The sequence below is a fragment of the Anaerolineales bacterium genome (assembly GCA_019637805.1).
Lineage (GTDB): Bacteria > Chloroflexota > Anaerolineae > Anaerolineales > UBA11579 > JAMCZK01.
Genome location: JAHBVB010000002.1, coordinates 442,335 through 466,813, shown reverse-complemented (window position 1 = coordinate 466,813; position 24,479 = coordinate 442,335). Strand labels below are relative to the sequence as shown.

Annotated in this window: 30 protein-coding genes and 1 tRNA gene; 9 read left to right on the top strand and 22 right to left on the bottom strand. The window is 58.0% G+C overall.

Annotated elements, in window-relative coordinates; translation table 11 throughout:
- Nucleotides 1-8 precede the first annotated feature (8 nt).
- The 5 genes from KF885_07965 to KF885_07945 form a co-directional block, all read right to left on the bottom strand.
- On the bottom strand, nucleotides 9-4,022 hold the full coding sequence (locus KF885_07965; GenBank protein ID MBX3049093.1) for a hypothetical protein: 4,014 nt from the start codon (nucleotides 4,020-4,022) through the stop codon (nucleotides 9-11).
- A gap of 83 nt (nucleotides 4,023-4,105) precedes the next feature.
- Complete coding sequence (locus tag KF885_07960; GenBank protein ID MBX3049092.1) at nucleotides 4,106-4,369, bottom strand: hypothetical protein; 264 nt, start codon at nucleotides 4,367-4,369, stop codon at nucleotides 4,106-4,108.
- Nucleotides 4,370-4,522: 153 nt separating this feature from the next.
- Complete coding sequence (locus KF885_07955; GenBank protein MBX3049091.1) at nucleotides 4,523-4,804, bottom strand: hypothetical protein; 282 nt, start codon at nucleotides 4,802-4,804, stop codon at nucleotides 4,523-4,525.
- A gap of 46 nt (nucleotides 4,805-4,850) precedes the next feature.
- A complete protein-coding gene (locus KF885_07950) occupies nucleotides 4,851-5,117 on the bottom strand; it encodes a WXG100 family type VII secretion target (GenBank protein ID MBX3049090.1) in 267 nt (88 codons plus the stop codon).
- Nucleotides 5,117-5,410, bottom strand: coding sequence for a hypothetical protein (locus KF885_07945; GenBank protein MBX3049089.1), 294 nt, complete (start codon nucleotides 5,408-5,410; stop codon nucleotides 5,117-5,119). The genes KF885_07950 and KF885_07945 overlap by 1 nt, the downstream gene beginning before the upstream one ends.
- Before the next feature lie 78 nt (nucleotides 5,411-5,488).
- Here KF885_07945 and KF885_07940 point away from each other — a divergent pair, with 78 nt between their 5' ends.
- The 4 genes from KF885_07940 to KF885_07925 all read left to right on the top strand — a co-directional run bounded on the left by KF885_07940 (nucleotide 5,489) and on the right by KF885_07925 (nucleotide 8,406).
- On the top strand, nucleotides 5,489-6,409 hold the full coding sequence (locus tag KF885_07940) for a M23 family metallopeptidase (protein MBX3049088.1): 921 nt from the start codon (nucleotides 5,489-5,491) through the stop codon (nucleotides 6,407-6,409).
- 11 nt (nucleotides 6,410-6,420) lie between these two features.
- Nucleotides 6,421-6,861 carry an EsaB/YukD family protein gene (locus KF885_07935; protein MBX3049087.1) on the top strand — a complete coding sequence of 147 codons (441 nt, stop codon included), beginning with the start codon at nucleotides 6,421-6,423 and terminating at the stop codon, nucleotides 6,859-6,861.
- 678 nt (nucleotides 6,862-7,539) lie between these two features.
- Nucleotides 7,540-8,283: a hypothetical protein gene (locus KF885_07930; GenBank protein MBX3049086.1), complete on the top strand. Its 744-nt coding sequence runs from the start codon at nucleotides 7,540-7,542 to the stop codon at nucleotides 8,281-8,283.
- A gap of 52 nt (nucleotides 8,284-8,335) precedes the next feature.
- Nucleotides 8,336-8,406: transfer RNA gene (locus KF885_07925), tRNA-Gln, on the top strand.
- 2 nt (nucleotides 8,407-8,408) lie between these two features.
- Here the strand turns inward: KF885_07925 and KF885_07920 are convergent.
- Complete coding sequence (locus tag KF885_07920; protein MBX3049085.1) at nucleotides 8,409-9,260, bottom strand: alpha/beta hydrolase; 852 nt, start codon at nucleotides 9,258-9,260, stop codon at nucleotides 8,409-8,411.
- Nucleotides 9,261-9,404: 144 nt separating this feature from the next.
- On the opposite strand from KF885_07920, the gene KF885_07915 reads away from it, so the two are divergent.
- Complete coding sequence (locus tag KF885_07915) at nucleotides 9,405-10,106, top strand: hypothetical protein (protein MBX3049084.1); 702 nt, start codon at nucleotides 9,405-9,407, stop codon at nucleotides 10,104-10,106.
- 120 nt (nucleotides 10,107-10,226) lie between these two features.
- Here the strand turns inward: KF885_07915 and KF885_07910 are convergent, their stop codons facing one another.
- The 10 genes from KF885_07910 to KF885_07865 are packed head-to-tail and all read right to left on the bottom strand — an operon-like array spanning nucleotide 10,227 to nucleotide 20,172.
- Nucleotides 10,227-10,541 (bottom strand): DUF167 domain-containing protein, encoded by a 315-nt coding sequence (locus KF885_07910; GenBank protein ID MBX3049083.1) that lies wholly within the window; start codon nucleotides 10,539-10,541, stop codon nucleotides 10,227-10,229.
- 2 nt (nucleotides 10,542-10,543) lie between these two features.
- On the bottom strand, nucleotides 10,544-10,789 hold the full coding sequence (locus KF885_07905) for a YggT family protein (protein ID MBX3049082.1): 246 nt from the start codon (nucleotides 10,787-10,789) through the stop codon (nucleotides 10,544-10,546).
- A gap of 10 nt (nucleotides 10,790-10,799) precedes the next feature.
- Nucleotides 10,800-11,519, bottom strand: coding sequence for a YggS family pyridoxal phosphate-dependent enzyme (locus KF885_07900; GenBank protein MBX3049081.1), 720 nt, complete (start codon nucleotides 11,517-11,519; stop codon nucleotides 10,800-10,802).
- On the bottom strand, nucleotides 11,516-12,301 hold the full coding sequence (pgeF, locus tag KF885_07895) for a peptidoglycan editing factor PgeF (protein ID MBX3049080.1): 786 nt from the start codon (nucleotides 12,299-12,301) through the stop codon (nucleotides 11,516-11,518). Before pgeF ends, KF885_07900 begins: the two co-directional genes overlap by 4 nt.
- Nucleotides 12,302-12,306: 5 nt before the next feature.
- Nucleotides 12,307-13,296 (bottom strand): DUF2085 domain-containing protein, encoded by a 990-nt coding sequence (locus tag KF885_07890; protein ID MBX3049079.1) that lies wholly within the window; start codon nucleotides 13,294-13,296, stop codon nucleotides 12,307-12,309.
- Nucleotides 13,293-13,787, bottom strand: a complete 495-nt coding sequence (locus KF885_07885; protein MBX3049078.1) for a TlpA family protein disulfide reductase — start codon at nucleotides 13,785-13,787, stop codon at nucleotides 13,293-13,295. The genes KF885_07890 and KF885_07885 overlap by 4 nt, the downstream gene beginning before the upstream one ends.
- A gap of 2 nt (nucleotides 13,788-13,789) precedes the next feature.
- A complete protein-coding gene (locus KF885_07880) occupies nucleotides 13,790-14,692 on the bottom strand; it encodes a hypothetical protein (protein MBX3049077.1) in 903 nt (300 codons plus the stop codon).
- Between the two features lie 3 nt (nucleotides 14,693-14,695).
- Nucleotides 14,696-15,781, bottom strand: coding sequence for a L,D-transpeptidase family protein (locus KF885_07875; GenBank protein ID MBX3049076.1), 1,086 nt, complete (start codon nucleotides 15,779-15,781; stop codon nucleotides 14,696-14,698).
- A 50-nt stretch (nucleotides 15,782-15,831) separates the two neighbouring features.
- A complete protein-coding gene (locus KF885_07870; GenBank protein MBX3049075.1) occupies nucleotides 15,832-18,246 on the bottom strand; it encodes a heavy metal translocating P-type ATPase in 2,415 nt (804 codons plus the stop codon).
- Nucleotides 18,247-18,270: 24 nt separating this feature from the next.
- The gene (locus KF885_07865) at nucleotides 18,271-20,172 is read right to left on the bottom strand and encodes a copper-translocating P-type ATPase (GenBank protein MBX3049074.1); all 1,902 of its coding nucleotides are present in this window, start codon (nucleotides 20,170-20,172) and stop codon (nucleotides 18,271-18,273) included.
- A 54-nt stretch (nucleotides 20,173-20,226) separates the two neighbouring features.
- Between KF885_07865 and KF885_07860 the strand changes: the two genes are divergently transcribed.
- Nucleotides 20,227-20,433 carry a hypothetical protein gene (locus KF885_07860; GenBank protein ID MBX3049073.1) on the top strand — a complete coding sequence of 69 codons (207 nt, stop codon included), beginning with the start codon at nucleotides 20,227-20,229 and terminating at the stop codon, nucleotides 20,431-20,433.
- On the opposite strand, the gene KF885_07855 is transcribed toward KF885_07860, so the two are convergent.
- The 4 genes from KF885_07855 to KF885_07840 all read right to left on the bottom strand — a co-directional run bounded on the left by KF885_07855 (nucleotide 20,391) and on the right by KF885_07840 (nucleotide 21,947).
- Nucleotides 20,391-20,819, bottom strand: a complete 429-nt coding sequence (locus tag KF885_07855) for a cytochrome c (protein ID MBX3049072.1) — start codon at nucleotides 20,817-20,819, stop codon at nucleotides 20,391-20,393. The genes KF885_07860 and KF885_07855 overlap by 43 nt on opposite strands.
- Nucleotides 20,819-21,025, bottom strand: coding sequence for a heavy-metal-associated domain-containing protein (locus tag KF885_07850; GenBank protein ID MBX3049071.1), 207 nt, complete (start codon nucleotides 21,023-21,025; stop codon nucleotides 20,819-20,821). Before KF885_07850 ends, KF885_07855 begins: the two co-directional genes overlap by 1 nt.
- Before the next feature lie 29 nt (nucleotides 21,026-21,054).
- The gene (locus KF885_07845) at nucleotides 21,055-21,327 is read right to left on the bottom strand and encodes a metal-sensitive transcriptional regulator (GenBank protein ID MBX3049070.1); all 273 of its coding nucleotides are present in this window, start codon (nucleotides 21,325-21,327) and stop codon (nucleotides 21,055-21,057) included.
- 122 nt (nucleotides 21,328-21,449) lie between these two features.
- Nucleotides 21,450-21,947, bottom strand: a complete 498-nt coding sequence (locus tag KF885_07840) for a hypothetical protein (protein ID MBX3049069.1) — start codon at nucleotides 21,945-21,947, stop codon at nucleotides 21,450-21,452.
- Nucleotides 21,948-22,044: 97 nt separating this feature from the next.
- Between KF885_07840 and KF885_07835 the strand changes: the two genes are divergently transcribed.
- The 3 genes from KF885_07835 to folK are packed head-to-tail and all read left to right on the top strand — an operon-like array spanning nucleotide 22,045 to nucleotide 23,586.
- On the top strand, nucleotides 22,045-22,773 hold the full coding sequence (locus tag KF885_07835) for an SDR family oxidoreductase (protein ID MBX3049068.1): 729 nt from the start codon (nucleotides 22,045-22,047) through the stop codon (nucleotides 22,771-22,773).
- Complete coding sequence (locus tag KF885_07830) at nucleotides 22,773-23,126, top strand: dihydroneopterin aldolase (GenBank protein MBX3049067.1); 354 nt, start codon at nucleotides 22,773-22,775, stop codon at nucleotides 23,124-23,126. The genes KF885_07835 and KF885_07830 overlap by 1 nt, the downstream gene beginning before the upstream one ends.
- Nucleotides 23,107-23,586, top strand: a complete 480-nt coding sequence (gene folK / locus KF885_07825; protein MBX3049066.1) for a 2-amino-4-hydroxy-6-hydroxymethyldihydropteridine diphosphokinase — start codon at nucleotides 23,107-23,109, stop codon at nucleotides 23,584-23,586. Before KF885_07830 ends, folK begins: the two co-directional genes overlap by 20 nt.
- 23 nt (nucleotides 23,587-23,609) lie before the next feature.
- On the opposite strand, the gene KF885_07820 is transcribed toward folK, so the two are convergent.
- Nucleotides 23,610-23,771, bottom strand: coding sequence for a pilus assembly protein (locus KF885_07820; GenBank protein MBX3049065.1), 162 nt, complete (start codon nucleotides 23,769-23,771; stop codon nucleotides 23,610-23,612).
- 79 nt (nucleotides 23,772-23,850) lie between these two features.
- Nucleotides 23,851-24,474 carry a GTP cyclohydrolase I FolE gene (folE, locus tag KF885_07815; GenBank protein ID MBX3049064.1) on the bottom strand — a complete coding sequence of 208 codons (624 nt, stop codon included), beginning with the start codon at nucleotides 24,472-24,474 and terminating at the stop codon, nucleotides 23,851-23,853.
- Nucleotides 24,475-24,479 lie beyond the last annotated feature (5 nt).

The window sequence follows — 24,479 nt, the reverse complement described above, 5'->3', positions numbered from 1 at the left end:
AGCGAGTATTAACTTACTTTAGCCTTTTTGGGGCGTGGTCGAGTTTCCGGCTGCGGTTTCAGTTCGTCCAGCCTTTGTTTAAGATGCTGCTTGGCGTCCTCCCCCTCCGGCCAGTAAGCCATGGTCTGAAAGGTACTGACAACGCCATTGCTGATCATATAGCCACGCCCCGGGGGCAGGTTGGCAGTTTTTTGGCCGTAGGGCATTTTGGCGTTAAAAGACTCGACGCCGTCGGAACCACCCAGCAGTATCCCGCAATTGCTGCTGCTCAAATGCGGAACCACTGAGTTGTATGTCGAACCAAGCTGACCAATGTTCTCGGCGGCAAGTAAGCGCAAACCGCAATCAGCGCCGATGCTGAACAGCTTGTCAAGCTCTGTCTGTTTTGGTGATCCGCGTTTTCGATAGTTTGCCATATCATCAATGACCACCAATACCATACCCAATTCGTTGACGATGTTATATTCATCAAACTGCTCTGGGGATTTTGCGTAGGCTGCATCGATCTTCTTTTGCCGTTTCGCAACTTCCTCTTCCAGATCTTTTACTGCTTCTTCCATCTGCTCGCTGGTACTGACAAATCTGCGGACATTCGGCAGATCTCGGAACTGACCATATGATTTTGAATGAAAATCCACAATCACAAATTGGACTAAGTCTTTGCTGTAGGAGCGAGCTAGTTCCAACAACCAGGTTTGAATGAATGCGGTCTTGCCCTTGCCACTAACAGTTGAGGCAACCAATATAACTGGCCCATCTTTCGCAAGTGAGATAGTGACTTCATCCAAGCCGTCAAGCCCTAGCCCAACCGGAGTGGTCAGTGAATCGCGCTCCGACCCATTTGAATGCTGCAAGTAGTTGTCCACAAGTTCTTTAGAGTACACATGGGTGGGCAAGACCTTCACATCCTGCGGGCGCCTCCTGGACCAAGCCTTCGCCATTGTATTGATAACTTCTTCAAGGTTGCTCTCCCCTTCTTTATCTGTCTCAGCAGCAACCGGGAAAGCCAACTGCACTTCCATCACCGGATTGGTGTTGACCAGACCCCACCCGGGGTTCTTGAGTTCGCCAACCGGAGTAGCGGTTAAATGTTTAGGCACTGGCCCGACGATCTCGCCATACAGCCGGTCATCAGACTGTCGCAGAGAGACTTTGGCATCAATCAGGTCTGAGATCTCGTAGGGAATTCCCGCCCAACTGCCCGCAGTTATAGCTACGTGGATACCCAACCCCTGTCCCGAAGAGACGATTTCCAGAAGTTGATCTTTGAAACCGGGCAAAGCTTCATTTACCTGTTTACTCAGGTTATCAATAAGCAGGTAAATACTGCAAAGCTTGTCTGTTTTAGCCGCTTTGTCGTTGAATTCGTTAATATTGGTTCCACGCAACACGGAACTTCTATGAACGATCTCAGAGCGCAACATGCTGAACAACCGCGCAATACGCTCATGTTCTTCTCCTGAGATAAGGCCGCCCTCCCGGGCTGTATGCGGCAGGTTTGCCAAAGCCTTCAGCGAGTTCTTCATACCGAAGTCTATGATGTAGATGCTGGCTTCTTCGGGAGAATATCTATAGGCTTGATCCAAGGCTATGGCAGCCAATGCCGAACTCTTGCCAGCGCCGGGTGCACCTATTATGACTAAATGAGCACTTTGATCCGGCCCGCCAAACTGGAGCATTGGCTGCCTTTGATTCGTCGGATCGTCATAATATCCAATCGTAGCAAAGCGCGGATTGCCAGCGGCCCACTTTTGTCCATCCCAGCTGACTTGGATCTTCTCGTTTTGATAAAGCAAGGTCAGGTTCAGCCTGGAGGGCAATGGTTTTTCCCAAACATTGGGCGGAGTAGGGATCTTCAACCTCTCATTGAATTGGATGATGTGGTCAACAATGCCACGCAGCTGCGTTTTATCTTCCTCGCCTTCGGTATAGCGCCCGCCAGCGTAGGCAGTTTGGAACAACTGGGGTTGCCTGATGCGGAAATAGCCCCTGCCTGCAGGCAGCCGATAAGCATCGGGAATACCAATGATCTCACGGCTGTCCTCAGGCGAATTCATGTTCAGGCTTATGCGGAAACGAGAGTTCTGCTTCACCTGGTTATCAACCGCCGCGCCGGGATTCTGCGTGCAAAGGATCAAGTGAATGCCTAGAGAGCGCCCCACCCTGGCAATACTGATAAGTTTTTTGGATTCCTCTGGATGCCTGTCTTTAAACTCCGCAAACTCATCAAAAATGATCACCAGGCGCGGCAGTGGTGTTTTAACCGGCAACAGCTCATAATCGGCGATGTTCGTTTTCTCCAAGCTGCCTGAAGATTGAGCCTGCGCCAGAATACGTTTACGCGAATTGACTTCTCCAGTTAGTGACTGGATGACCCGCGTCGCATAACTTTCATTGTGCTCAATATCGGTCATCAACCCCACAACGTGCGGCAAGCTCTCCAATTCCTCGAAAGCTGCGCCCCCTTTAAAGTCGATCAAAGCAAAGTTCAGATCAAAAGGATGATGAGTTATGGCCAGAGACAGGATAATGGTCTTCAACAATTCGCTTTTGCCGGAGCCGGTTGCGCCGCCAATAAAACCATGCGGGCCGTGCGCATCGTCCTTATCGCTGAGGTCCAGCACCAGATCGGCAGTTGGCGAGAATTTTCCGATCAGGGCCTTAAGCCGGCCCAATTGCTCATAGGGCTTTTCAAATTGCCCATTCCACCATTTTTCAAGCGGCAACTCGGCGGGCTTCCTAATGCCAAACATTGAAAAGAAAGAAATCTGCGCGGGCGGTACAGATGCATCTTCTACTGTCTTCCAATTCACACCTGAAAGCAACTTAGCAAACTGCAGCTTGTCAATAGAACTGGCGCTGTCGGTGGTTACATCCAGTACCGCGGTTCCTTCCGGGCCAGTCTTTTCGAATTTCAGGCCAGTGCTGCTTACCGTGATCACTCCGCCACAATCGCTCGGGCTATCCTCAAATCGTTCCGTGAGGAAGACACCGTAGATGCCGAATTGCGCGCCCTTTTTCAGAATCTGGACTATCGCAGGGTAATCATAAACACTGGACACATTGTCAAAAAAGACAATCAGTGCGGGAAGAGAATTCTTTGCCGCCTCGGCATCTTTGGTTGCAGGTGGTTTTTTGCCTACCGCTTCCCTGGCTAGAATCTCTCGCTCCAGTTGCAGCATGGCTTCCTTACGAAGCTCATTCACCGGAGTGGGCAACAAATGGCTTTTGTGGGGAAGTATTTCGGCGAAACGCCAATCGACTTTCAACGCCGAATTGCAATACACCAGAAAATTGCACTCGCCCGGCCAGTGATGCGTGGCCAGTTGCACCAGCATTGCCTGGGCGACCTCCAGGCATTCGCTCCTCTTTCCGCTGATCCCCACATTGCCCACTTCTCGCAGACTAACCGCCACCGGAACGTTTGTCAGTTCTGAGAAATCCTTTTTTAGTTGCTCACCGACCTTGACCATTCTGATCAATTCATTCTTTCGGTCAGTAAGGGTTGGCCCTTCGAATTCGATCTCTGAAGGCAGGCTGCCCGCGCCAATGCGCAGGCTGAGGAAATCCGCATCCTCAGGACGGCGCTCACCAAGGCGATAAGCACTACTTTCGGCAAGTTCAAAACAGGCTGCCAGATCAGGGTTGTTGTATTGAAGAACCTCGGTCTGCGCCTGAGTAATGCGTATCAATTCCTTGCGGGTGTCTTTCAGTTCTGCTGAATAGAACTCGCTGGCCTCTGCAACCGATTTTTCGTATTGCTTGACTTGGGAGGAATAGGTGAAGACAGAAGCCACAACCGAAGCCAGGATAAAGGGCAGGAAAGTGACATAGGACAGGCCTCCGCCGGCACCGCCGGATACCCATATCATCACTACGATGGCCAACCCGACCCCGACGATCGGTAACCCCACCGTGAGCCAGTTGATTGTGGGCTTGGAAGGCAAATTTTCTGGAGAAGGAATTTTTACTTTTTCCTTCTCGATGGTCTTCTGAACGCGTGGAGGGCGGTTAAATGTCATGGCTCACCAATCCCAAACAAGAGTTTGGCGCAATAACGCCAAACTCTTGTTTCATGGACTACAAATTTATGGACCCGTCTTCGCTATCTGTTGGCGTCCTCGTTGGCCTGGCCAATCGCCTGGAGCTCTTTCGAAGCTTCGCGCAGGGCTTCGACAGCCTGGTCAATACTGTCTTTCAGTTGGTCCCAGGTTTCAATATTCCGTTTCAGGCGAGGGCTGACCATCTCGCGGATGCGAGCCACCTGGCCATTGGCCGCCACAGTAGCGCCACTGATCTCCTCGGCCTTTGAAGTCAATTGGCTGGACACATCAAAGATATCAGTTGTTGTTAGCTTAACGTCGGTCATATGTGAGATTCCTTTCTTGTTTACCGGTTAGTTTCTCGATTAGAAAAATTGCTCGGCGGCCCAATAGCCTTCCAATGCATCGTCAAGTTCAGCCTTAAGCCTGTCCAGCTCATCAAATTCTTCAAGAAGTCTTGCCTTGATGAGTACTCAAAATCATTCTTTGGAAATCCCGCCACTACCCGCATTACGGAAATCGACCACCGCTTCATCGAGCTCGGCCTTAAGTCTGTCCAATTCTTGAAATTCCTTAACCAAGTTGGCTTTAACCGCCATAAAAAATTCGATATCCGTCCGCAAGCGGTCACTGACCATTTCACGAATCGCGTTCATTTTGTTATCAAGATTATTTAGTCCATCATGCATACCCGCTTTGGCCTTCATTAAATCATTCGCTGACGATTCCATCTGGTCAAGATTAACCCGAATATCTGACATTTTTATCTCCTAGCTTTCCTTGTGGATTGCCTTTTCTTTTTTCCGACTAGCTATCAGCCTTATACAGACTTTCAGTCACAGCTTCAAACTGCTCGGCAATCTTGTCCAAATTGGTCGCAAATTCCCCAATCTGAACTCGCCATTCTTTATAAATTTTAATAAGCTCGTGTTCCGAAGATTGCTCCCAAGTTTTGGCCAAGGTCTCGATTCTTTCGTCCAGGCGTCCCCCCATTTCAACCAACTGTTTGGCAGCATCGCGAAACTCTAGTGAAGTCTTTTCAAACTCCTCCGGCTCAAGACTTAATTGAGGCATTAGAACTGGTCCTCCACCCAACGAACCACTTGCACGATCACTCGAATCACTTTTATTTGGGTGACTTTGCCCCTCAGATCTTTCGAGAAACTGGTAATTTCCCGTGGAAGCGGGGCAAAAGCCAAAAAGAATTTCGTCTTGGCCGTGCCTATCCAGCCGCCATCCAACTCCTGCCCGGCCCGCGCCACCTGCCAGGCGATCTTGTCCACCTGATCAGCGAGGTATTCAACCTCTCGCGCAATCGCATACACTTCCTCGGGCGTTGCTTCAGATTCGTGAATTTGCTGGTTCATTTTGAGGCACTTGCCACCTAACCTCAGTGTTAGTTATGTTAGTATAACATGAGTGCAACAAGGTGCCGAGGGACTTACATGAGCAAGATTGTTGTAAACACTGAGCAACTTAGGAAGCAGGCCCGGGACCTTCAAAAAGCCTCGGACGATCTCCGTGCGGTTTCAGGCCAGATCTCGGTTCTGATCAACAGCGTGAACAATGACGTCTATGAGGGCCAATTGACCCAAAAGATCAGGGAGCTTTTAGGGGGTGTGGAGAGCCGGGCGGGCCAGTTGGCAGGCGGTTTAAGTGAACTCCAAAAGGAGTTGAACCGCAGAGCTGCCCTCTTTGATGAAGCCAACCGGCAGACCCTCCAGTGCATTGCTCCACTTACGCGCATTTCCAATTTCACTATCGACCAGACTACTGGAGAAATAAAGTATGCGCCCCCACCTATAGAAAAGCCTTTCCCTCAGGCGAGGCAAAAGGAAATAACAAAGCCTGTAGGTGAAGGGGCGAAGTTTGAGCGTGGAGTTACAGAGAAACACAAAGGAGTAGACATTAGTGGCGGTGGCCAAAACCTGCCAATTGTTGCAATGATGCCGGGAACCATTGTCTGGACGAGCATAGTCAGTGCAGGGACTATTGCCCCAGATTCCGTTGAAGGAGAAAATGCCCTCAAAGATAGCAGCATAAATTATGGATATGGGAATTCATTAATAACGGAATATAAATACGATAACCAAAGTAAAGAAATTCAAAAGCAACTAGAGCAGGAGTACGGCCTTTCCAAAGGACAGTCGCTGTATGCTTACCATGCACATCTGGACTCCATCAGTGTGAAAGAGGGGACGAAAGTAAAACCCGGGGAAGAGATAGCAACCATGGGAAATGATGGCCGATCTACAGGCATCCATTTGCACTTAGAGTTTGCCGTGGGGTCTTCCGACAGTGTTGGATCGTATGATGAGTGGAAAGTGTTAGGAAAGCAAGATCCCAATAAGCTACTCAAAGATTGAAATCATAACTAATGAACAAAATAATCATCGGCATCCTCTTAGGCAGCAACAAGCACCCTGCAGAACTTGAGATCAGGGCAAACATTCCAATCAGGGAACTGATCCTGCCGATCCAGAAGTTTTTGGATTGCCCCGCAAATGATGCCGACGGACAACCTTTTCAATATTGGCTTACTACGCTGGGGGGCGAACCACTGAACCAGAACCTCTCACTAGAAGAGGCGGGCATAAAAAACAGCATGACCCTAATCCTCCATCAAGGCAGCAAGCTGCCTAAAGAAGTTACCCAAAAGCCGGAAGACGCAGAACCGCTCTTCACAACCACGTCACAACGCAATAGCGAGCGCGCCCGGCAGCAAGCCGTCCAGCAAGCCGCGTCCTTGGACCCACAGGAGCGGCGAAAAACGCCAAGCGTGCCCGCTTCTTGGAAGAAGATACGCCCATCAGGCTAACCAGGAACACGTCATGAGGACTTGGCTTAAGATCACTCTGACCACGATCGTCGCCCTGTTTGCCATCAGGTTGGCGGTTGGCCTGATTCAGCCATTCCTCCCCTCGGCGGCCTCAGAGCCAACTCCCTCTTTCACCCCACATCCCACGAAGACCACAGCCCCTACTCGTACGCCAAGTAGTCCGACCAAGACTCCCACGGCTACAATTTCCCCATATTCTGAATATTTTGGATTATGGAACCTTACCGCTGCGCAACCAGAGTACTATCCGATCCCCGCCAGTTTTGAGATCTTTGCCGACCCAGACAACGTCAATCACATGACCATTATCGTCAAAGGTCTTGATCTGGGAGGCGACCCCTCAAACCGTCATTACGTAGCGGTGGTCAGTAGATATTCGATCACGCCCGACCAAATCAGCACGAACAATGGTATCCATCTTGTCTTCAGCGGATACTACCGAAGACAGGTCTATCTTTCAATTCGAGATGGGTCCTTAAGAGCCTATTATCCACGGGTGATTGGGTGGGGTGATGACCTGACATTGTTTTATTTTAGGAAATAGCCCGATTATTCGAGATAGCAAATTGGTTAGCGTTAGCATTAACTGCCAGACCTACGAGTCCAAGGCGATTTGTACACTGTTTGCTTACCACCCAGGAACTTGGAGCGCACCGAATGAGCACTTGGCTTAAGATCACTCTGACCGCGATCGTGGCGCTGTTCGTCGTCAGGTTAGCAATTGGCTTGATCCAGCCATTGCTGCCCGCGGCGGCCCCAGAGCCAACCGCCTCTTTCACTCAATTGCCGACCAACACTGATACACCACGGCCCCAACCCACAAACACGCTGCGCCCCACTCGCACGCCGAGCCCAAGCCCCACGAATGTCCCGTTGTCAAGTATCCTCTACGAGGAGGATTTTGAAGACGGACGAGCCCAAGGCTGGGAAACCTACTTCAGCACATGGACAATTGAACAAGAAGGCAGCAACTATTTCTGGGTTGGCACAGGTCCTGAAAATTATCCGCAAGCCTGGTTAGCTGAAACCTCACAATGGGAAAATTACGCTTTTGAAGCTCGCGTGCGTATCCGCAGCGGTGGAGTATTTTTCTGCGTCCGGGCTGATACGGGCAGTTCTTTCTATAATGTTTTTATTAACAGCAACGACACCAATATTCAGTTTGCCCAATACCTGAATGGGAATTACGAGTTGTTTGGGAATGGTCGTGTATCCATTCTTCGAAATAAATGGTATACGATGCGCTTTGAGGTTGAGGGTACTGATCTCCGATTTTATATAGATAACAAGCTTATCTTGAAGACAAACAGCAATGGCATCTCTAGCGGTGGTGTTGGCTTTTACATGGGCGGAGGTGACGAGATACATTTCGATGATATGCTTATTTGGCAACTCGATTAAGCCGTCCACACACTACTCGCGTCGCTTATTTTAGGGTAAAATGCCAACATATTGGGGATTCGTCTAGCGGTAGGACGACTGACTCTGACTCAGTAAGCTCTGGTTCGAATCCAGAATCCCCATCCTCAAAGTTGCTGGCTTGTGCCAGCAGCTTTTTTGTTGCCCGCCCAATCCAGCAATCTAGCATATTCCCGGTTCACCTCGGCAAAGCTGGGCGGCTGCGGCGGCTGGTGGTAAGGAAAGTCGAAGCGCTGCACGGTCAGGTTGGCGAATAGCTTCTGGGCGGCGGCCAGGGTGGTTTCAAAATCCAACAGCGGGTCGCGCACGGACATGCCAAAGTAGCACGGTTGGGTGAAGGGCGGCTCCGCCTCAGGGAATTCGTATTCCAGCGTCTCGCCGAATTGATAGGAAAGCGTTTCCAGTGTGCTGTCGGTGAGCTTGGCAAAGACTTCGCGCATGGGGATGGTGCCCTCGACGCGGCCGAACCAACGCAGCAAGCGGCCAAAAGCCCGGCCGAAGGCCGGGCTTTTGGCCAAGCGCAGTACGGCAGAGCGGGCGCCTGGCCGGCGCAGCAGGCGGGCTGCCCGCAGGATCCCGCGGCGGCGGGCCGGCGAGAAGGTGAAAGCCCGCCAGGTGAGCGCCGGCGAAGCCAGGATAACCTGCTCGACGCGCGGCCGCAAGTGCTGCAAAGCAGCCATGGCCAGCATACCGCCGAAGGAAAAGCCCATCAGTGAAAACCGGGAATGCCCCAGCGCATCGGCCAAGGCCCCAACTACCTCCGCCAGCCGTGCCGAACTGAACGGCCCAGGCGAAAGCAGGCTGGATTGGCCATGACCGGGAAGCTCGAAGAAAGTGACGCGAAAGCGCTGCCCCATGAACTGGGCCAGCCCCACCCAGTTCTCGATCTTGGAAATCGTCGCCGGAACCATGATCAAGGGCGGCCCGTCCCCGCAGTGCAAGCAATGCAAGCGCGTCATGGGCAAATCGACAAAGCCATAAGTAACCGGCGGCGGCTGAATTTCCCCCGTTTCAAGTTGTTGTGCGGACGAGCTACCGATCACCGGGCTAACACCATCAGCGGAAAGTGTACCCTAATCCCAGCCTGCACTATAATCAGCGCTGTGAACCCTTCTTTCAAGCTTTTCCGCTTACAGCAAATAGACAGTCAACTGGACCAGGCCAACAACCGCCTGGCCGAGATCGCCCGCGAGCTAGCCGAGGACTCCGTATTAAGTGAAGCGCAGCAAAGCCTGCAAACAGCCCAGCATGCCAACTTTAGCGCCGAGGACGAATTGCGCCAGGCTGGCGAAGCCGTCAAGGCTGTGCGCGACAAGTTTAAGGAAAACCAAGACCAACTCTACGGCGGCAAGGTAAAGAATCCCAAAGAGCTGCAAGACCTGCAATCTGAGGCCGAAGTCCTCACCCGCCAGCTAGGCGCCCTGGAAGATGCTGAACTGGAAAAGCTGGCGGCCAGTGAAGAGCGCAGCACCGCGCGGGAAGCCGCCCAAGCCAACCTGGAAGCGGTGATCGCCCAACGCGGCGCCGAGAGCCAAACCCTGGGTGCTGAACAGGCTGAACTGCAGGTTGAGGTGGAGCGGCTAACAGGCGACCGCCAGTTGGCCCTGAACGGCGTTGAGGCCGAGGCGCTGGCGCTGTACACCCAGCTGCGAGGCAGCAAAGCCGGGATGGCGGTGGCCAAGGTGACTGGCGACAGTTGCAGTGCCTGCGGCATGGAACTCTCGGCAGCGCTGCTGCAAGCCGCCCGCTCACCCAGCGAGCTGTCCCGCTGCGCCGCCTGTAAGCGTATTCTGTACGCGGGCTGATAGCGATGACTGAATCAGCATGCAACGGGCCGGTCTGAAGACCGGCCCTACATTTTTGCTCGACTTCGCGAGTCTATCAGTTGGATTTGTGGGGTTCAGAAGTTGGCTAATCGCTAAGAACTACAGCACTTGCAGCCTCTTCAAAATACGCGCTTGCGCTTCTACGCTGTCCAGATCCATGATGGTAACCAGCTTGTCGCGGCCGGTGTCGCCGGCGATGATCTCAATATGGGAGCGGGGCACATCCAGCACCTCGGCCAGGAAGGCAATCAGCGCCTCGTTAGCCTTGCCCTCCACGGGCGGCGCAGTCAGGCGGATCTTGATGGTGTCATCCGGCAGGATTTCGACGATCTGATTGCGCTTGGCACGCGGCGTGACACGAATGGCCAAGGCGGCCCCCCGTCGGCCGTCAGACAGTTTGTTAAACTTGGCCATGCCTAGAAAACCAGCAAGCGGGTGAGCATGTTTCCCAACAGGTGCAGCACAAAGATCAACACCAGCGGGCTGAAGTCCAGCCCGGCCATGGGAGGCATAAAGCGGCGGATAGGCGCCAGCATCGGCTCCACAAGGCGTTCCAGTGCTTCACGCAGGGCATGATATGGCGGAAGTATGTACCCCAATAGGACATGCAAAACGACCATCCAAGTGAGCACATCCACGATCAAGCGAATCAATTGAACCATGCCTTCTCCGTCAGGGGCGCGCCCCGAAGACGGCGGTGCCCACCCTGACCAGGGTGGCGCCTTCTTCGATGGCTGCCTCAAAGTCATTTGTCATCCCCATGGAAAGTTGATCCAAACCAACCTGGGGAAAGCGCCGAGCCAAGTCTGCAAGTAAGTCTCGGGTGCGGGCAAAATAAGGCCGGGCCTGCTCGGCCGTGTCCGTGAACGGGGCCATGCACATTAAGCCACGGATGTCCAAATCCGGCAACTGGAGCGCCTGCTCGATTTCAGGCAGCGCCCGGGCCCAATGCGTTTCATCGTGAGCCAGCCAGCCGTGCTTGCTGGGCTCGGCGCTGGGGTTAACCTGCAGCAGCACTGCCAACCTGCGACCAGCGGCGCCAGCCGCAGCGCTGAGCTTGCCGGCCAGCCGCAGGCTGTCCACCGAATGCACCCAATCGAAATGCTCAGCCACGTCGGCCGCCTTGCGACTTTGCACATGGCCGATCATGTGCCAGCGCAATCCTGGCAAGTGTGGCAGCTCAGCTCGCTTCGGCAACGCTTCGCTCAGGTAGCTCTCACCCATGTCATGTACGCCCAACTGATGCAAAGCTGCCAAGTCCTGCGCCGGATGGCCTTTGCTCACCGCCACCAGGCGCACATCGGCAGTATCCCGACCCGCCCGCTGGGCGGCGGTGGCGATGCGCGCCTGCAGCGCATCCAAATTGCTGCGCAGTTCTTGCAAACGGCTCATGCCAGAGCCAGCAAAGCGCCGAAGCGGCCGGTTTGGCCACCGGAGCCGCGATGGGAGAACCAATCCTGCGAGTCCGCGTAGGTGCACAGCCCGGCTTGCTCTATCTGCCCCACCCCAGCCTGCTGCAAGATGAGCTGATTGGCGGCGGTCAGGTCAAAATGCGTGCGCTCGTTATACTGCGGCAGCAAGTCCGCCGCCTGGCCGCCAAAAGCTGCCTGTACCTCGTCCACGACTTCAGGGCCGATCTGATAGTGCCGGGCAGAAATCGAAGGCCCGATGCCTGCCAGCAGATCACCCGGCTGGCTGCCGTATTGCGCTTGCATGGCTTCCACGGCCCGGGCGGCGGCGCGCTGCACCGTGCCGCGCCAGCCGGCATGCGCCAAGGCCACGGCACGCCGCCGCGGGTCCACCAGCAGGATCGGCGTGCAGTCGGCATAGCGCATGAAAAGCGTCACATCCGGTTTGTTGGTCAGCAGGATATCTGCCTGGGGCGGCTTGGCCTGGTCGGCCGGGCGCGGGTCTTCGGCCACCAGGGCGTGGGTACCGTGCACCAGCCAACTGTCGAACAGGGAGTGGCGCGGGCGGCCCAGGGCGGCAAAACTGCGCTCCAAGTTCTGGCGCACGTTCTCGGGGTCATCGCCGACGGTGGCGCCCACATTCAGCGAGGTCCACTGCGCCTGGCTCACCCCACCCTGGCGGGTGAAGATCGCCTGAGTGACCCCGCTGGACTTGAACAGGTCAAATTGAAAGAAGCGCAGTCCAACAGCGGTCTGAAACGGCATGACGGCTAGCGGGATTTGCCTTTGAGGCGCGCCTGCTTGGTAGCGGCAGCCAGGCGCGTCTCAGCCATTGATTCTTCCAGGATGGGGAAGCCGAACCAGGCAGTAGTTAGGCCAAACAGCGCTCCGGTGATGGTGCGGATAAGTGGCGTGCTCTCGCGGTGCACCCACAGGTTGAAACCGGGGATTTGGCTGAAGAGCTGGCTGAAGCCGTCTACCGCGATGGGTGCAATGCCCACCAGCACCCAAAGCCACCAGGGCAGAGCGCGCAAACGGCGGCCCGAGGCCGCAAACACCAGGCCGAATATCAGCATGCTGCCGTAGATGGCGATGTCGCGTTCGCAATAGGCGACTTTGTAGCCCATCTGCTCGTTGCCGATGAAACGGCGCGCTTCCAAAAGACTGGAGGGGTTGTCTTCGTTGATCCCTGTAGCTTGCTGGAAGCTCTGGTAGCCTTCCAAGCCCGCCGCGGCGCGCGGGTAGAAGGGCTGCTCGCCGAAGAGGAACCAGGAGCGATAGGCCAGCTGGTGGCACAGTGCGCCATACATGCCATAAATCGGCCGGGCCAGTTGCGGGTAGCCGGCATTCATCAGTGTCGGGGCCAGGAAAGGCAGGCCAACGTACAGGAATAAGAGCAGGTTGAGCAAAAGCATATAACTGCGGCCGAGCCAAGCGGTGAAACGGTCGCTGCCGCTGATCTGGCCGCCGCGCGCCTTGCGGGCTTCAAACTTGGGATCGCCGGCCATCTGTTCCTGGCGGTCGTTGGCGGCCGCCAGCGTAGCTTCCAGCTTGCGGCGGTCAAACGGCGCCTCAACCGTATACGGACCGGCCTGTACCACGGGCACACGCGTACCAAAGGCCGCTTTCAGCTCAGGGTCTTGTTCAATATCGACCAGGGCCAAATTATGCGGAATCTTGGCCTGCAGGGCCAGCAAATCCTGCTTGGCCGTTTCACACAGTGAACAGTTGTCTTTGGTGTAAAGGGTCACAGTGATCAAGGCAGCACTCCCAATTCGGCAAGATAATGATCCAGTATCGCTTCGCTCATCTCACCGATGTGAAAGAAGCGGATGACGCCCTGGGGGTCCACAAAAAAGCTGGTGGGGTAGCCGCGCACCCGATATAGCTCCTGCACAGCACCATCCGGGTCCAGCAGAATGGGGAAGGTGAGCCCCAATTCATCGGCGAAGGATTGCACTTGCGGGGCCGGCTCGGCAAAGTCCACAGCCAGCACGCTGAACCCGCCGTGATTATAGCGCGCCTGGATGGCGGGCATCTCCAATCGGCAGGGGCCGCACCAAGTGGCCCAGAAGTTGATCAGCACCACCTGGCCGCGTAGTTGGCCGAGGCGGACAGTTTCACCCAGCAAGTTCTGCAGGGCGAAGTCCGGGGCCAGCGCCCCGACCTCAGGCGAGGGCCGGTTGAAAGCCGGCGGCTGGCAAGCGGCTACAGCCCAGATCAACAGCAAACCCAGCCACCGCAACTTCATGGTCAAAGCGTGAGGAAGGACAAGGCCCCGGAAAAATAGAGCGCGGCAAAAATCAGCAGGCTGAGGCCGGCGCCCAGGAACCAATACTCCACAAACGGCTTGCCCTGGCGGCGGGCCCACCAACCCGGCACAAGTCCGAGGAGCAGCGCCAGGCCGATGGCGATCAGCAGCCACAGCCCTACACGGCCCTCATCCAGAATATCGAAGAAGGAGCCCAGGGTCCCCAGCGTAGCCAAGCGGCCGCTGAAGAGCAGCACGCCGACAAAGGCCAGCACCAGGCCCATTGCGCGCTGAACACCCTGCCCCAGCCGAGGGAAACGGCGCAGCAAATAGGTGACCCAGCCGATCTGGCCGGCGGCCAGCAAGAACGGGATGGCCAGACCAGCAGAGTAGGCCGCCAGCAGCAAGGCGCCCTGCACGGGCGAGCCGCCATTGGCAGCCAGCGTGAGGATCACGCCGAGCGCCGGGCCGATGCAGGGCGTCCAGCCTGCAGAGAAGAAAATCCCCATCATGGCAGAGGAGAGGTAGCTGCGCTCCTGCTGCAGTTTGTTCTGCGGACGCAGGTCGTAAGCCAAAAAAGGGATGTGGATGATGCCGGCCAGCTGCAAACCCAGCACGATGGCAAGCAGGCCGCCGATCTTGGCGATGGTGCCTTGCAAGCTGGCTAACAAGGCGCCCAGGGCGGAAGATACTAGACCGAGCAAGATGAAGACCAGGCTGAAGCCAAGCACGAAAGCCAGACCATGCGAGAGCGCCTGGCGGGTGGCCGGTTGTTGGTCACCGACCGCTGAAGTGCGCCCGCCCAGGTAGCTGATGTAAGCCGGCACCAGGGCGAAGACGCAAGGGGAGAGAAAAGAAGCCAGTCCGGCCAGAAAGGACAAGCCGAAGCTGGGGGCAGTCAGCATGCGTTAGCCTTCGATCACGCGCACGCGCGTGCCGGCCAGTTCAGTTTTGCCGGGATAGTACGGCACTTCGGGCGAGGTCCAGCGGTAGATGTGCTTGGCGTCTTCCTGCGTGACATTGACGCACCCGGCCGAGGTGCGTTCGCCAAAGTTGTTGTGCCAATAGGTGGAATGGATGGCGATGCCGCCCGTGGCAATGAAAGTCGCCCAGCCAATACCGCCCAGGTCGTAGCCCGCGCCGGTGCTGCCCCCCTCCATATGGGTGGAGAGGTACTTCATGAAGACTTGCAAATACTCGCCCACCGGAGTGGCGCGGCCTTCGCCATAATCGCCTGTGGACACGCGGCAGAAGAAGACCTCGCGTTCATCTTCGAAGCACGAAAGCGTTTGGCGGGCCAAGTTGATATCAATGCGTTTGTTCTCAGCGTTCGGGGAGATGGGCGTGACGTCTTCAGGATAGATGGGCTTGAAGGCTTCGGCAGCGGCCCAGAACACGTCACCGCGATGGCCGTGCAACTCACCGACGCGGTATTCCACCACGCCATTGTCATTGGTGCGGATATCGTCCACCCAAAGCACCTGGCCATAATAGAAGCGCACCGGCAGGCGATTTTCGACCAAGAAGGAGACCCGGAAACCGCGGGGGGGCGAGTTGATCAACTGGGCATTGACGTAGGGAACCGTGACTTCCATCCACAGGCCTGGAGAATCACCTACGGAGAGACTGCTTAGCGGGGTGTTGGGCAGGTTGCGCACAGGTTGCAGCAGCGGCGACCAGATGTACCCTTGCGGCGTCTCAACCCAGCGCTGGTTGCGGTACGGCGTGTAGCCCACTACTTCGCGCAGCCATTCGACAATGTCGTCGCCGGTGATCTCGCCCACCAGGGCTGCGTCAGAGTTGGGGGCGGCGCGCACATTCACCGGGCGGCCGAAGTCTTCCACGGCACGGCCCAGGCGGGTTGCGGTAGGGAATTCGTTCTCGAACGGACGCCAAATGCCGGTGGTCAATGACTGAGGCAGAGCAAAGGCGCCCAAACCCAAGCCGCTCAATCTAAGGAAATCTCTGCGGGAAAAGGACGAAGTTTGTCGCATAGCAAACCCAATTCTACCGTGGCAGGACGCAGCCTGACTTAATAGCCTGCTTAATGGCCCGGCTTCCAGCCCCGCAAGCGCAGACTGTTGCCAATCACAAAGACATCGCTAAGCGCCATGGCGGCGGCCGCCAGGATGGGGCTGAGCAAGCCGATCGCCGCAGCGGGGATGAGCAGAATGTTGTAGATGAAGGCCCAGAACAAGTTTTGCTTGATGGCCTTCAGCGTATCGCGGGCCAGGGCAATCGCGCGGGGCACGCCCATCAGGTCGCCGGTGATCAGCACCACCGGCGCGGCGGCCATGGCCACGTCCGTACCGGTGCCGATGGCGATGCCCAGGTTGGCTTGCGCCAAAGCCGGGGCATCGTTGACCCCGTCGCCGACCATGGCGACGACTTCGCCCTGCTCCTGCAGGCGGCGCACTTCGGCCACCTTTTGGTCGGGCAGCACCTCGGCCACTACCGTGTCCAGGCCCAATTGGCGGCCGATGGCCTCGGCCACGGTTCGGTTGTCGCCGCTGAGCAGGCCCACCTTGAGGCCCATGCGGTGCAGGGCCTCAATGGCCTGGCGGGCGTCGTCCTTGAGCGTATCGGCGATGCCGAACAGCCCGCGCACTTGGCCGTCCACGGCGATCAGCACGCCGGTCTTGGCCTCGGTCTGCAGGCGCTGCAGGCCGGCAGCCAGGTCGCCCAGATCCAAGCCAAGCTCCTCCATCCAACGGGCGGAGCCGATGCGCACCTGGCGGCCGTCCACCTCGGCGGACACGCCGCGGCCCTCCTCGGCCTGGAACCCGTCTGGGCGAGTGAAGGCGATCTGGCGGGCAGCCGCTTCAGCCACGATGGCCTCGCCCAAGGGATGCTCGCTGGCATCTTCCACGCTGGCGGCCAGGCGCAGGATCTCGTCCTCCGGCAGGCTGCCGTCGGTGAGGAGATCCGTGACGGCCGGCTGGCCGCGGGTGACCGTGCCGGTCTTGTCCAGCAGCACCATACTGATGCCCGAGGCGCGCTCCAACGCTTCGCCAGACTTGATCAAGATGCCCATCTCCGCCCCGCGGCCGGTGCCGACCATCACGGCTGTGGGAGTGGCCAGGCCCATGGCGCAGGGGCAGGCGATCAGCAGCACCGCGGCGGCGTTGATGATGGCCCGCGTCCAGGCCTCCCCCTGCGGAGCCAGGAAGAACCAGGCGACAAAGGTGACTAGCGCGATCAAAATGACAACCGGTACAAAGACAGCGGAAATGCGGTCACCCAGCTTTTGAATGGGCGGCTTGCTAGCCTGGGCATCCTCCACCAAACGCACGATCTGCGCCAGCGCCGTAGCTTTGCCGACCTTGGTGGCCTCAAAGCTGAGGCTGCCCTGCTTGTTCAGCGTGGCCCCGATCACCGCGTCACCCGGGGCTTTGCTGACCGGCATCGACTCGCCGGTGATCATCGATTCGTCGGCGGCGCTGCGGCCTTCGGTGACCACCCCATCCACCGGGAACTTTTCGCCCGGGCGGACGAGCACACGGTCCCCTACCAGCACATCGGCGCTGGGGATCTCCAGCTCCTGGCCGTCACGGAAGACGCGCGCCATTTTCGGGCGCAGGTCCATCAGCTTGCGGATCGAGTCGCCCGTACGGCCTTTGGCGCCGATCTCCAGGTATTTGCCAACGCGGATCAATGTGATGATCAGCGCCGAGGTCTCAAAATAGCCATGATGGCCGGGCAGCAGGCCCAGCAAGAGCGCCACAGAATAGAAATAGGCCGCGGACGAACCCATCGCCACCAGCACGTCCATATTGGCTTCGCCATTGCGCAAGGCCTTGAAGCCATTGATGTAATAACTGAGGCCGACATAGAACTGTACCGGCGTGGCCAGGGCAAAGAAAAGCCATTCGATCCAGGGGGCATGCGCCAGGCTGGCGGGCAGCAGGCCAAAGTCACGCGACATGGAGAGGATGAAAAGCGGGGCGCTGAAGAGCACGCCGATCCACATGAGGTGCGCCTGGTGGCGGGCTTCACGCTGGCGGGCAGCCCGCTCCACGTCTTGCACTTCGCCGTCCTGCTCGAGCACTTCGAAGCCGGCCGCCTGGGCAGCGCGGCGCAGTTCAGCGTAGCTGGCAATCGTAGGCACATAGCGCACATGCGCCCGGCCGCTGCTGAGATTGACCTGGGCTTCAAGCACACCGTCCGTATCGGCCAGCAGCTTCTCCAGCCGCAGAGCGTCGTTGGGGTCGTGCAGTTCGGCGATCGGCAGGTCGGCTTCGCCGCTGGCCAGGTCGTAACCGGCGCGGCGCAGGCGGGCCAGCATGTCTTGCAGGCTGGATTGGGCCGGGTCAAAGTCGACTGCGGCGCGCTCTGAGGAGAGGTTGACCTGGGCGCTTTGTACGCCCGGCAGCTTCTTAAGGTTGCGCTCCACCGTAGAAACGCAGTTGGCGCAGGTCATCCCAGTAATGGGCAAGCTGTATTGTTTGGTGTCAGCCATGGCTAACTGTCCTTCTCATTGATGTTAGATCGCGCCCAGGCGCACCCGGCGCAGCAATTGGGCATTGATGGCCACGACCACCGTGCTGATCGACATCAGCACAGCGCCCATGGCCGGGGAAAGCAGAATGCCGGCCCAGGCCAGGGCTCCGGCGGCCAGCGGGATGGCGACCAAGTTGTAGCCGGTGGCCCAGACCAGGTTTTCGATCATCTTGCGGTAAGTGGCCCGGCTCAACTCAAAGATCTTGAGCACGTCCACTGGGTTGCTGTTGACCAGAATAATGCCGGCCGATTCCACAGCGACGTCTGTGCCCGAACCGATGGCGATGCCCACGTTGGCGCGCGCCAGCGCCGGAGCATCATTGACGCCATCCCCCACCATGGCCACACGTTGGCCGTCAGCCTGCAGCTCGGCCACCTTTTGCTCCTTATGCTCAGGCAACACTTCGGCAAAGATGTGGTCAATGCCCAGCTCAGCCCCTACCGCATCCGCCACGGCCTGGCTGTCTCCCGTGATCATGGCCACCTGCACGCCCAAGGCGTGCAAACGCCGGATGACCTCAGCGCTTTGCGGGCGCACCACATCGGCCACGCTCAGGGCGGCCGCCAGCTCACCAGCCACCACCAAATAAATCACGGTCTGAGCCTTGAGCCCGGCCTGTTGAGCAAATTCTGCGGCCTCCGGCGGCACTGGCAGCCCTAAGTGCTGCAGCAGGCGCGGGCCGCCCAAATGGACTTGCCGGCCTTCGCTCAGGGCGCGCACGCCATGCCCTTTGATGGCTTCGAAGTCCGATACAGCCGGCAGCGCAAGCCCGCGCTCGGCGGCGGCAGAGCGCACAGCGGCAGCCAGGGGATGCTCGGAATCGCCCTCCACGGCGGCGGCTAAAGCGAGAGCCGTATCCTCATCCCAGCCCTGCAGAGTGCGCATCCCCGCCAACCCCATCTGGCCCAGGGTGAGTGTGCCGGTTTTGTCAAAAGCGACCACGTTGATTGCACGCGCCTCTTCCAAAGCCAGCCTGTCTTTGATCAGCAGACCATGGCGCGCCGCCAAGCTGGTGCTGGTGGCAACCACCAGGGGAATCGCCAAGCCCAGCGCGTGCGGGCAGGCAATCACCAAAACGGTGACGACGCGTTCCAAGACGACCAGGTCAAAACCCTGAGCCAATGTCCAGGCCAGGCCGGTCAGCAGCGCGGCGGCCAGCGCGATATAGAAGAGCCAGCCGGCGGCCCGGTCTGCCAGGATCTGCGTGCGCGAGCGGCTTTGCTGTGCCTGGCGCACCAGGCGCATAATGCCGGCCAGGGCCGTGCCTGCACCCGTAGCGGTGACGCGCACCCGCAGGCTGCCATCGCCGTTCAATGCGCCGGCGATAACCCGGTCACCCGGAGCTTTGCTCACCGGCGTGGATTCGCCGGTGAGCAAAGCCTCGTTGACCGTAGAAATGCCTTCGACCACTTCGCCATCGCTGGGGATCCCCGCGCCGGGGCGCACCAGCACCAGATCACCGGCCTGCAAAACGGCGGCGGACACAGTTTGCAGGCTGCCATCTGGGGCCATGCGCTCAGCCTGGTCTGGCATCAGTTTGGCGATCTCGTCCAGGCTGCCGGTTGCCTGGCGCACACTGCGCATTTCCAGCCAATGGCCGAGCAGCATAATGTCGATCAGCGTGACCAACTCCCAATAAAAGCCCTCACCCAGCTGAAAAAGGAAAGCGCCAGAGCTGTAGAGGAAGGATACGCTGATGGCCAGGCTGATCAGCAGCATCATGCCAGGGCGGCGTTGGCGCAGCTCTGGCACGGCCATTTGCAGGAACGGCAAACCGCCATAAACAAAGACAATGGTTGAAAAGATGGGGGCGACCCATTCGTCTCCGGAGAAGCCTGGCGCCGAAAAGCCCAGCCAGTGCTGCAGCATTTCGCTGTACAGCAATACCGGAATAGAAAGAAGCGCAGAGACCCAGAAACGTTGGCGGAAGAGCCCTTCGTGCCCGCTGTGATCTACATGGCCAGGGTGGGTCTCATCGTGGCTCGTATGGTCCTGCCCCTGGGCGTGATGTTCCTGCTGGCTGTGTCCATGATGCGCGTGCGCATGCGCATCATGGACATGCATATGATGCGAATGATCTTCGGGATCGTGCTGGGGCTGGTTCATGGTTCACGCAGCGGGTACTGGTGGCTGAATTCCTGTTGAGCTTGCAGCTGCTCGGGGGTCCACCAGGTCTGGATGTAGCGGATCACCGCCACCACTTCCTCGTGGTTGAGCTGGCCGCCGAGCGCCGGCATGGTGGGGCCGCCCAGCACGATCAGCTGCTGGATTTGAGCATCTGGGTGGTGCCAAGCGTGTTCGCTGTCATCCAGCGCCGGGGCGGCGGGCAGGACATGCCCCTGGCCGCGGTCGCCGTGGCAAACCGCACAAGTCTGCGCGTAGACCTGCTCACCCAACTGCAGTTGGGCGGCAGAGGCCAAAGGTTCCGGCTGATCTGCACAAGCGACCAGCAGTATCGCCACCAGCAGGAACAAGCTGGCGAACAGCCAGACGCGTGACCGCGCTGGCTGTTCGCGCTTGTCAGCGGACATTAGGCTTCAGCCGGGTAATTGATCTCAGCCAGAGCCGCGCGAATCTGGTCGTCACTGGCCGGGGCATCGAAGCTGACCATGACCTTTTGGTCAACATTGTTGGCTTTAACGCTTTCCACACCGGGCAGTTCCGAAAGCTCAGTTTCCACGGTGTGGACGCAGTTGGCGCAGTGGATCTTGGGGACAGTGTAGACAACAGTATTCATGACATCTCCTTTAGATGTGGGGAATGGGATTAGTTTTTGGTGGCCGCCGCATAGACTTCGGCAATTTCACTGAGAACACGCTCGCGCTCGTCTGGGTCATCGCCGCGGATGGCAGAGACCATGCAAGAATGCATGTGCTCCTCAAGCACCATCTGGCTGACCTTGCCCAGCGCGGCCTGGGCCGCCTGCACCTGGCGCACAATGTCGATGCAGTAGACACCGTCGTCCAGCATGCGCTGGATGCCGCGGATCTGGCCCTCGATGGTCTTGAGCCGGCGTTTGGTTTGATCGCTATGGTGCATTGGGCCTCCTAATACCCCCAGGGGGTATGGGTATCCGAGATGATACTCCCTTCAAGAGTGGTTTGTCAAGCAAGCAAAAAGCCTGGCCTTACGGCCAGGCTTTCTCATCAGCAGCCATTCAGTTATTCAATCGCTTGCAGGATGGCTTGCTGCAGGGTTTCACCCTCAACGTACCCGCGCCACTGCCCTAGCAGGCTGCCCTCAGGCCCCAGCAGGAAGAAATGCGGCTGGTATACGTAGCCCAGCTGGCTGCGCAGCGATTGGGTGGCCGGATCGTCCCGGTCCAGGTAGGTGAAGGTCATGCGGTCGCCATACAAGTCTTCCAAGCCATGCACGGTGGGCGCCATCGCCTTACAGGTGGAACACCAGTAGGCAAAAAACTCGATCAGCTGCACCCGCCCGCTGTCCAACCGCACCGCAGCCGGGTCATCAGCCCGGAAAGCGGAGCTGCCCATGGGGATACGCGGCAGTTCCTCGGTGGCGGTAGACTGACTGGAGGGGATGTTGAGATCCTCAAAGGAGAGCTCTGCCGCGCCCGCACAAGCACTGAGCAAAGCCAAGGCCACAAAAGGCAAGAGGATCTGGGGATTGATGCGCCGGTTGTTCACAAAATTACTCACTGCTCAGATGTTAACCCTGCCAAACGCGCAGCCTCTCGCTATCGGCGGGCCTTTAACTTGTTCTTAATCCCTGACGGCGACAGGTAGAATACAAGCCATGGATAGTTTGGAAGGCAAACTGGTGCTGGTCACCGGCGGCGCGGTGCGCGTCGGCGCCGCCCTGGCCCGGGCGGTGGCGGCCGCGGGCGGCAACCTAGTGCTGCACTACCACAGCTCGGCTGAAAAGGCAGAGGCGCTGCAAGCAGAGCTGAGCGCCACAGGTGTCACAGTGCATATGCTGCAGGCCGACCTGGGCGACTTGCAGCAAGCCGGCGAGCTGGTGCCGCGCGCCAGAAAATTTGGCCCGCTGTACGGCCTGGTGAACAGCGCCGCCATTTTCGAAGACCTGGATCTGGACAGCAGCGACTTGTCCGCCTGGCAGCGCCACCTGGACCTCAACCTCAGCGCGCCCTTTTTGCTCAGCCAGGCTTTCTGGCGCGGCCTGCCCGCACAGCAGCCCGGTCGCATCGTGAACATTTTGGACTGGCGCGCCCTGCGCCCCGCCGCCGACCATCTGCCCTATACGATCAGCAAGGCGGGCCTGGCGGCCCTGACCCGCTCACTGGCGGTGGCCATGGCACCACAGGTAACGGTCAACGGCATCGCCCTCGGGGCGATCCTGCCCCCGGCGGACGGCGGCGCGGCGCCCAAGCTGATCGACCAAACCCCGGCCGGACGCTGGGCAGAGCTGGACGAAGTGGGCCAGACGCTGCGCTTTTTGCTGACTGGCCCGGGTTACATCACCGGAGACATCATTCACCTGGACGGTGGAAGGCATCTTGTCTAATGGATAAAGTCATCATCAAAGACCTGTTGGTGCGCGGCATCATCGGCATCAACGACTGGGAGCGCGAGCACCCGCAGGACATCCTGATCAATATCGAGATCGGCGCCGACCTGCACGCAGCCGGACAGAGCGATGCGATTGAGGATTGCGTGAACTATCGCACGGTAAGCAAGAAGGTCATGGCACATACTGAACGCGCTGCGCGCCTGACCGTGGAAGCCCTGGCGGCAGACATTGCCGCGCTGTGCCTAGAAGAACCCGGCGCCTTGAGCGTTAAAGTGCGCGTAGAGAAACCCGGCGCAGTGCGCTTTGCCCAGTCCGTGGGAGTGGAGATTGAACGCAGCCGGGAATGAGCACATCGTTCATCTGGGGCTGGGCTCCAACATCGAGCCAGAGCGCCACATGCTCCTGGCGATTGCGGCACTGCGGGAACGCCTGGATGTGCGCTGCGTCTCCGGCGTGTGGCAATTCCCGGCGGTCGGCTCGGAGGGACCTGATTTTCTCAACGCGGCGCTGACGGTAGCCACCAACCTGCCCGCCGAAGCGCTGAGGACGCAAGTGCTGCATCCACTGGAGGCCGAACTAGGCCGGCAGCGCACGGCAGACAAGTTCGCTCCGCGCAGCATGGATATTGACATCTTGGTCTATGGAGACCAGGTATTGGACTTCGAAATCTGGACGCGGGCGCATCTGGCCATTCCACTGGCCGAGTGCGCCCCGGAACTGGTGGAGCCGCGCAGCGGCCTGAACCTGCGTCAGATCTCGGCGGACTTAGGCCGTGAGGTTAAACTAAAACGGGCCGCTATAGACTAGCGGCCCGTTCGCTTCATAGCCAACTAGGGGGAGGGCAGAAAATCCACCAGGTTTTGCAGCACATTGCCCATCGTGCTGCTGAGCAAGGTGAAGCCGCCAATTACAAACAAAGCAATCAGCACAAACAGAAGGGCATATTCCACCATGGCCTGCCCTTTTTCCGCTTTATTGATGCGCTTGTCCATTTGTGCCTCTGCTAGCTTCAAGGTGGCCCATTATTGCACAAAACTGCAAACACGCACAAGCGCAGCAAACCTACAGTTTTTAGAAGTGCAGCGGCTGCGCGCCGCGTGAAATGCTGTCCAAAAATTCCTGGCGAGTGATCGGATTGCTGCGGAAGCTGCCCACCATGGTGGAGGTGGTCATGCGCGCGTCATGCTTTTTCACGCCGCGCATCATGGAGCACATATGCAGCCCTTCCACCACCACGCCCGCCCCGAGCGGGTTAAGCGCCTGGCACAGGAAATCGGCGATCTCACGCGTCAGCCGCTCCTGCACCTGCAGGCGGCGGGAAAACATATCCACGATCCGCGGGATCTTAGAGAGGCCGATGACTTTGCCGCTGGGGATATAAGCCACATGCGCCCGCCCCATAAAAGGCAGCATATGGTGCTCACATAAGCTGAAGAATTCAATGTCGCGCACCAGCACCATGTCATCGTAGTCCACGTCAAAGAGTGCCTCATTGATCAGCTTGACGGGGTCGGTGCGGTAGCCGGCCAGCAGCTCCTTGTAGGCTCCGGCCACGCGGTGCGGCGTTTTTCGCAGACCTTCACGTTGCGGGTCTTCGCCCACCGCATTCAGAATGCTCTCCACAGCCTGTTCGATCGACTCGGCGTCAAAGCCGTTTTCCAATAGGCGCGCAGCCTCATAGACTTTTTTACTCATTCAAT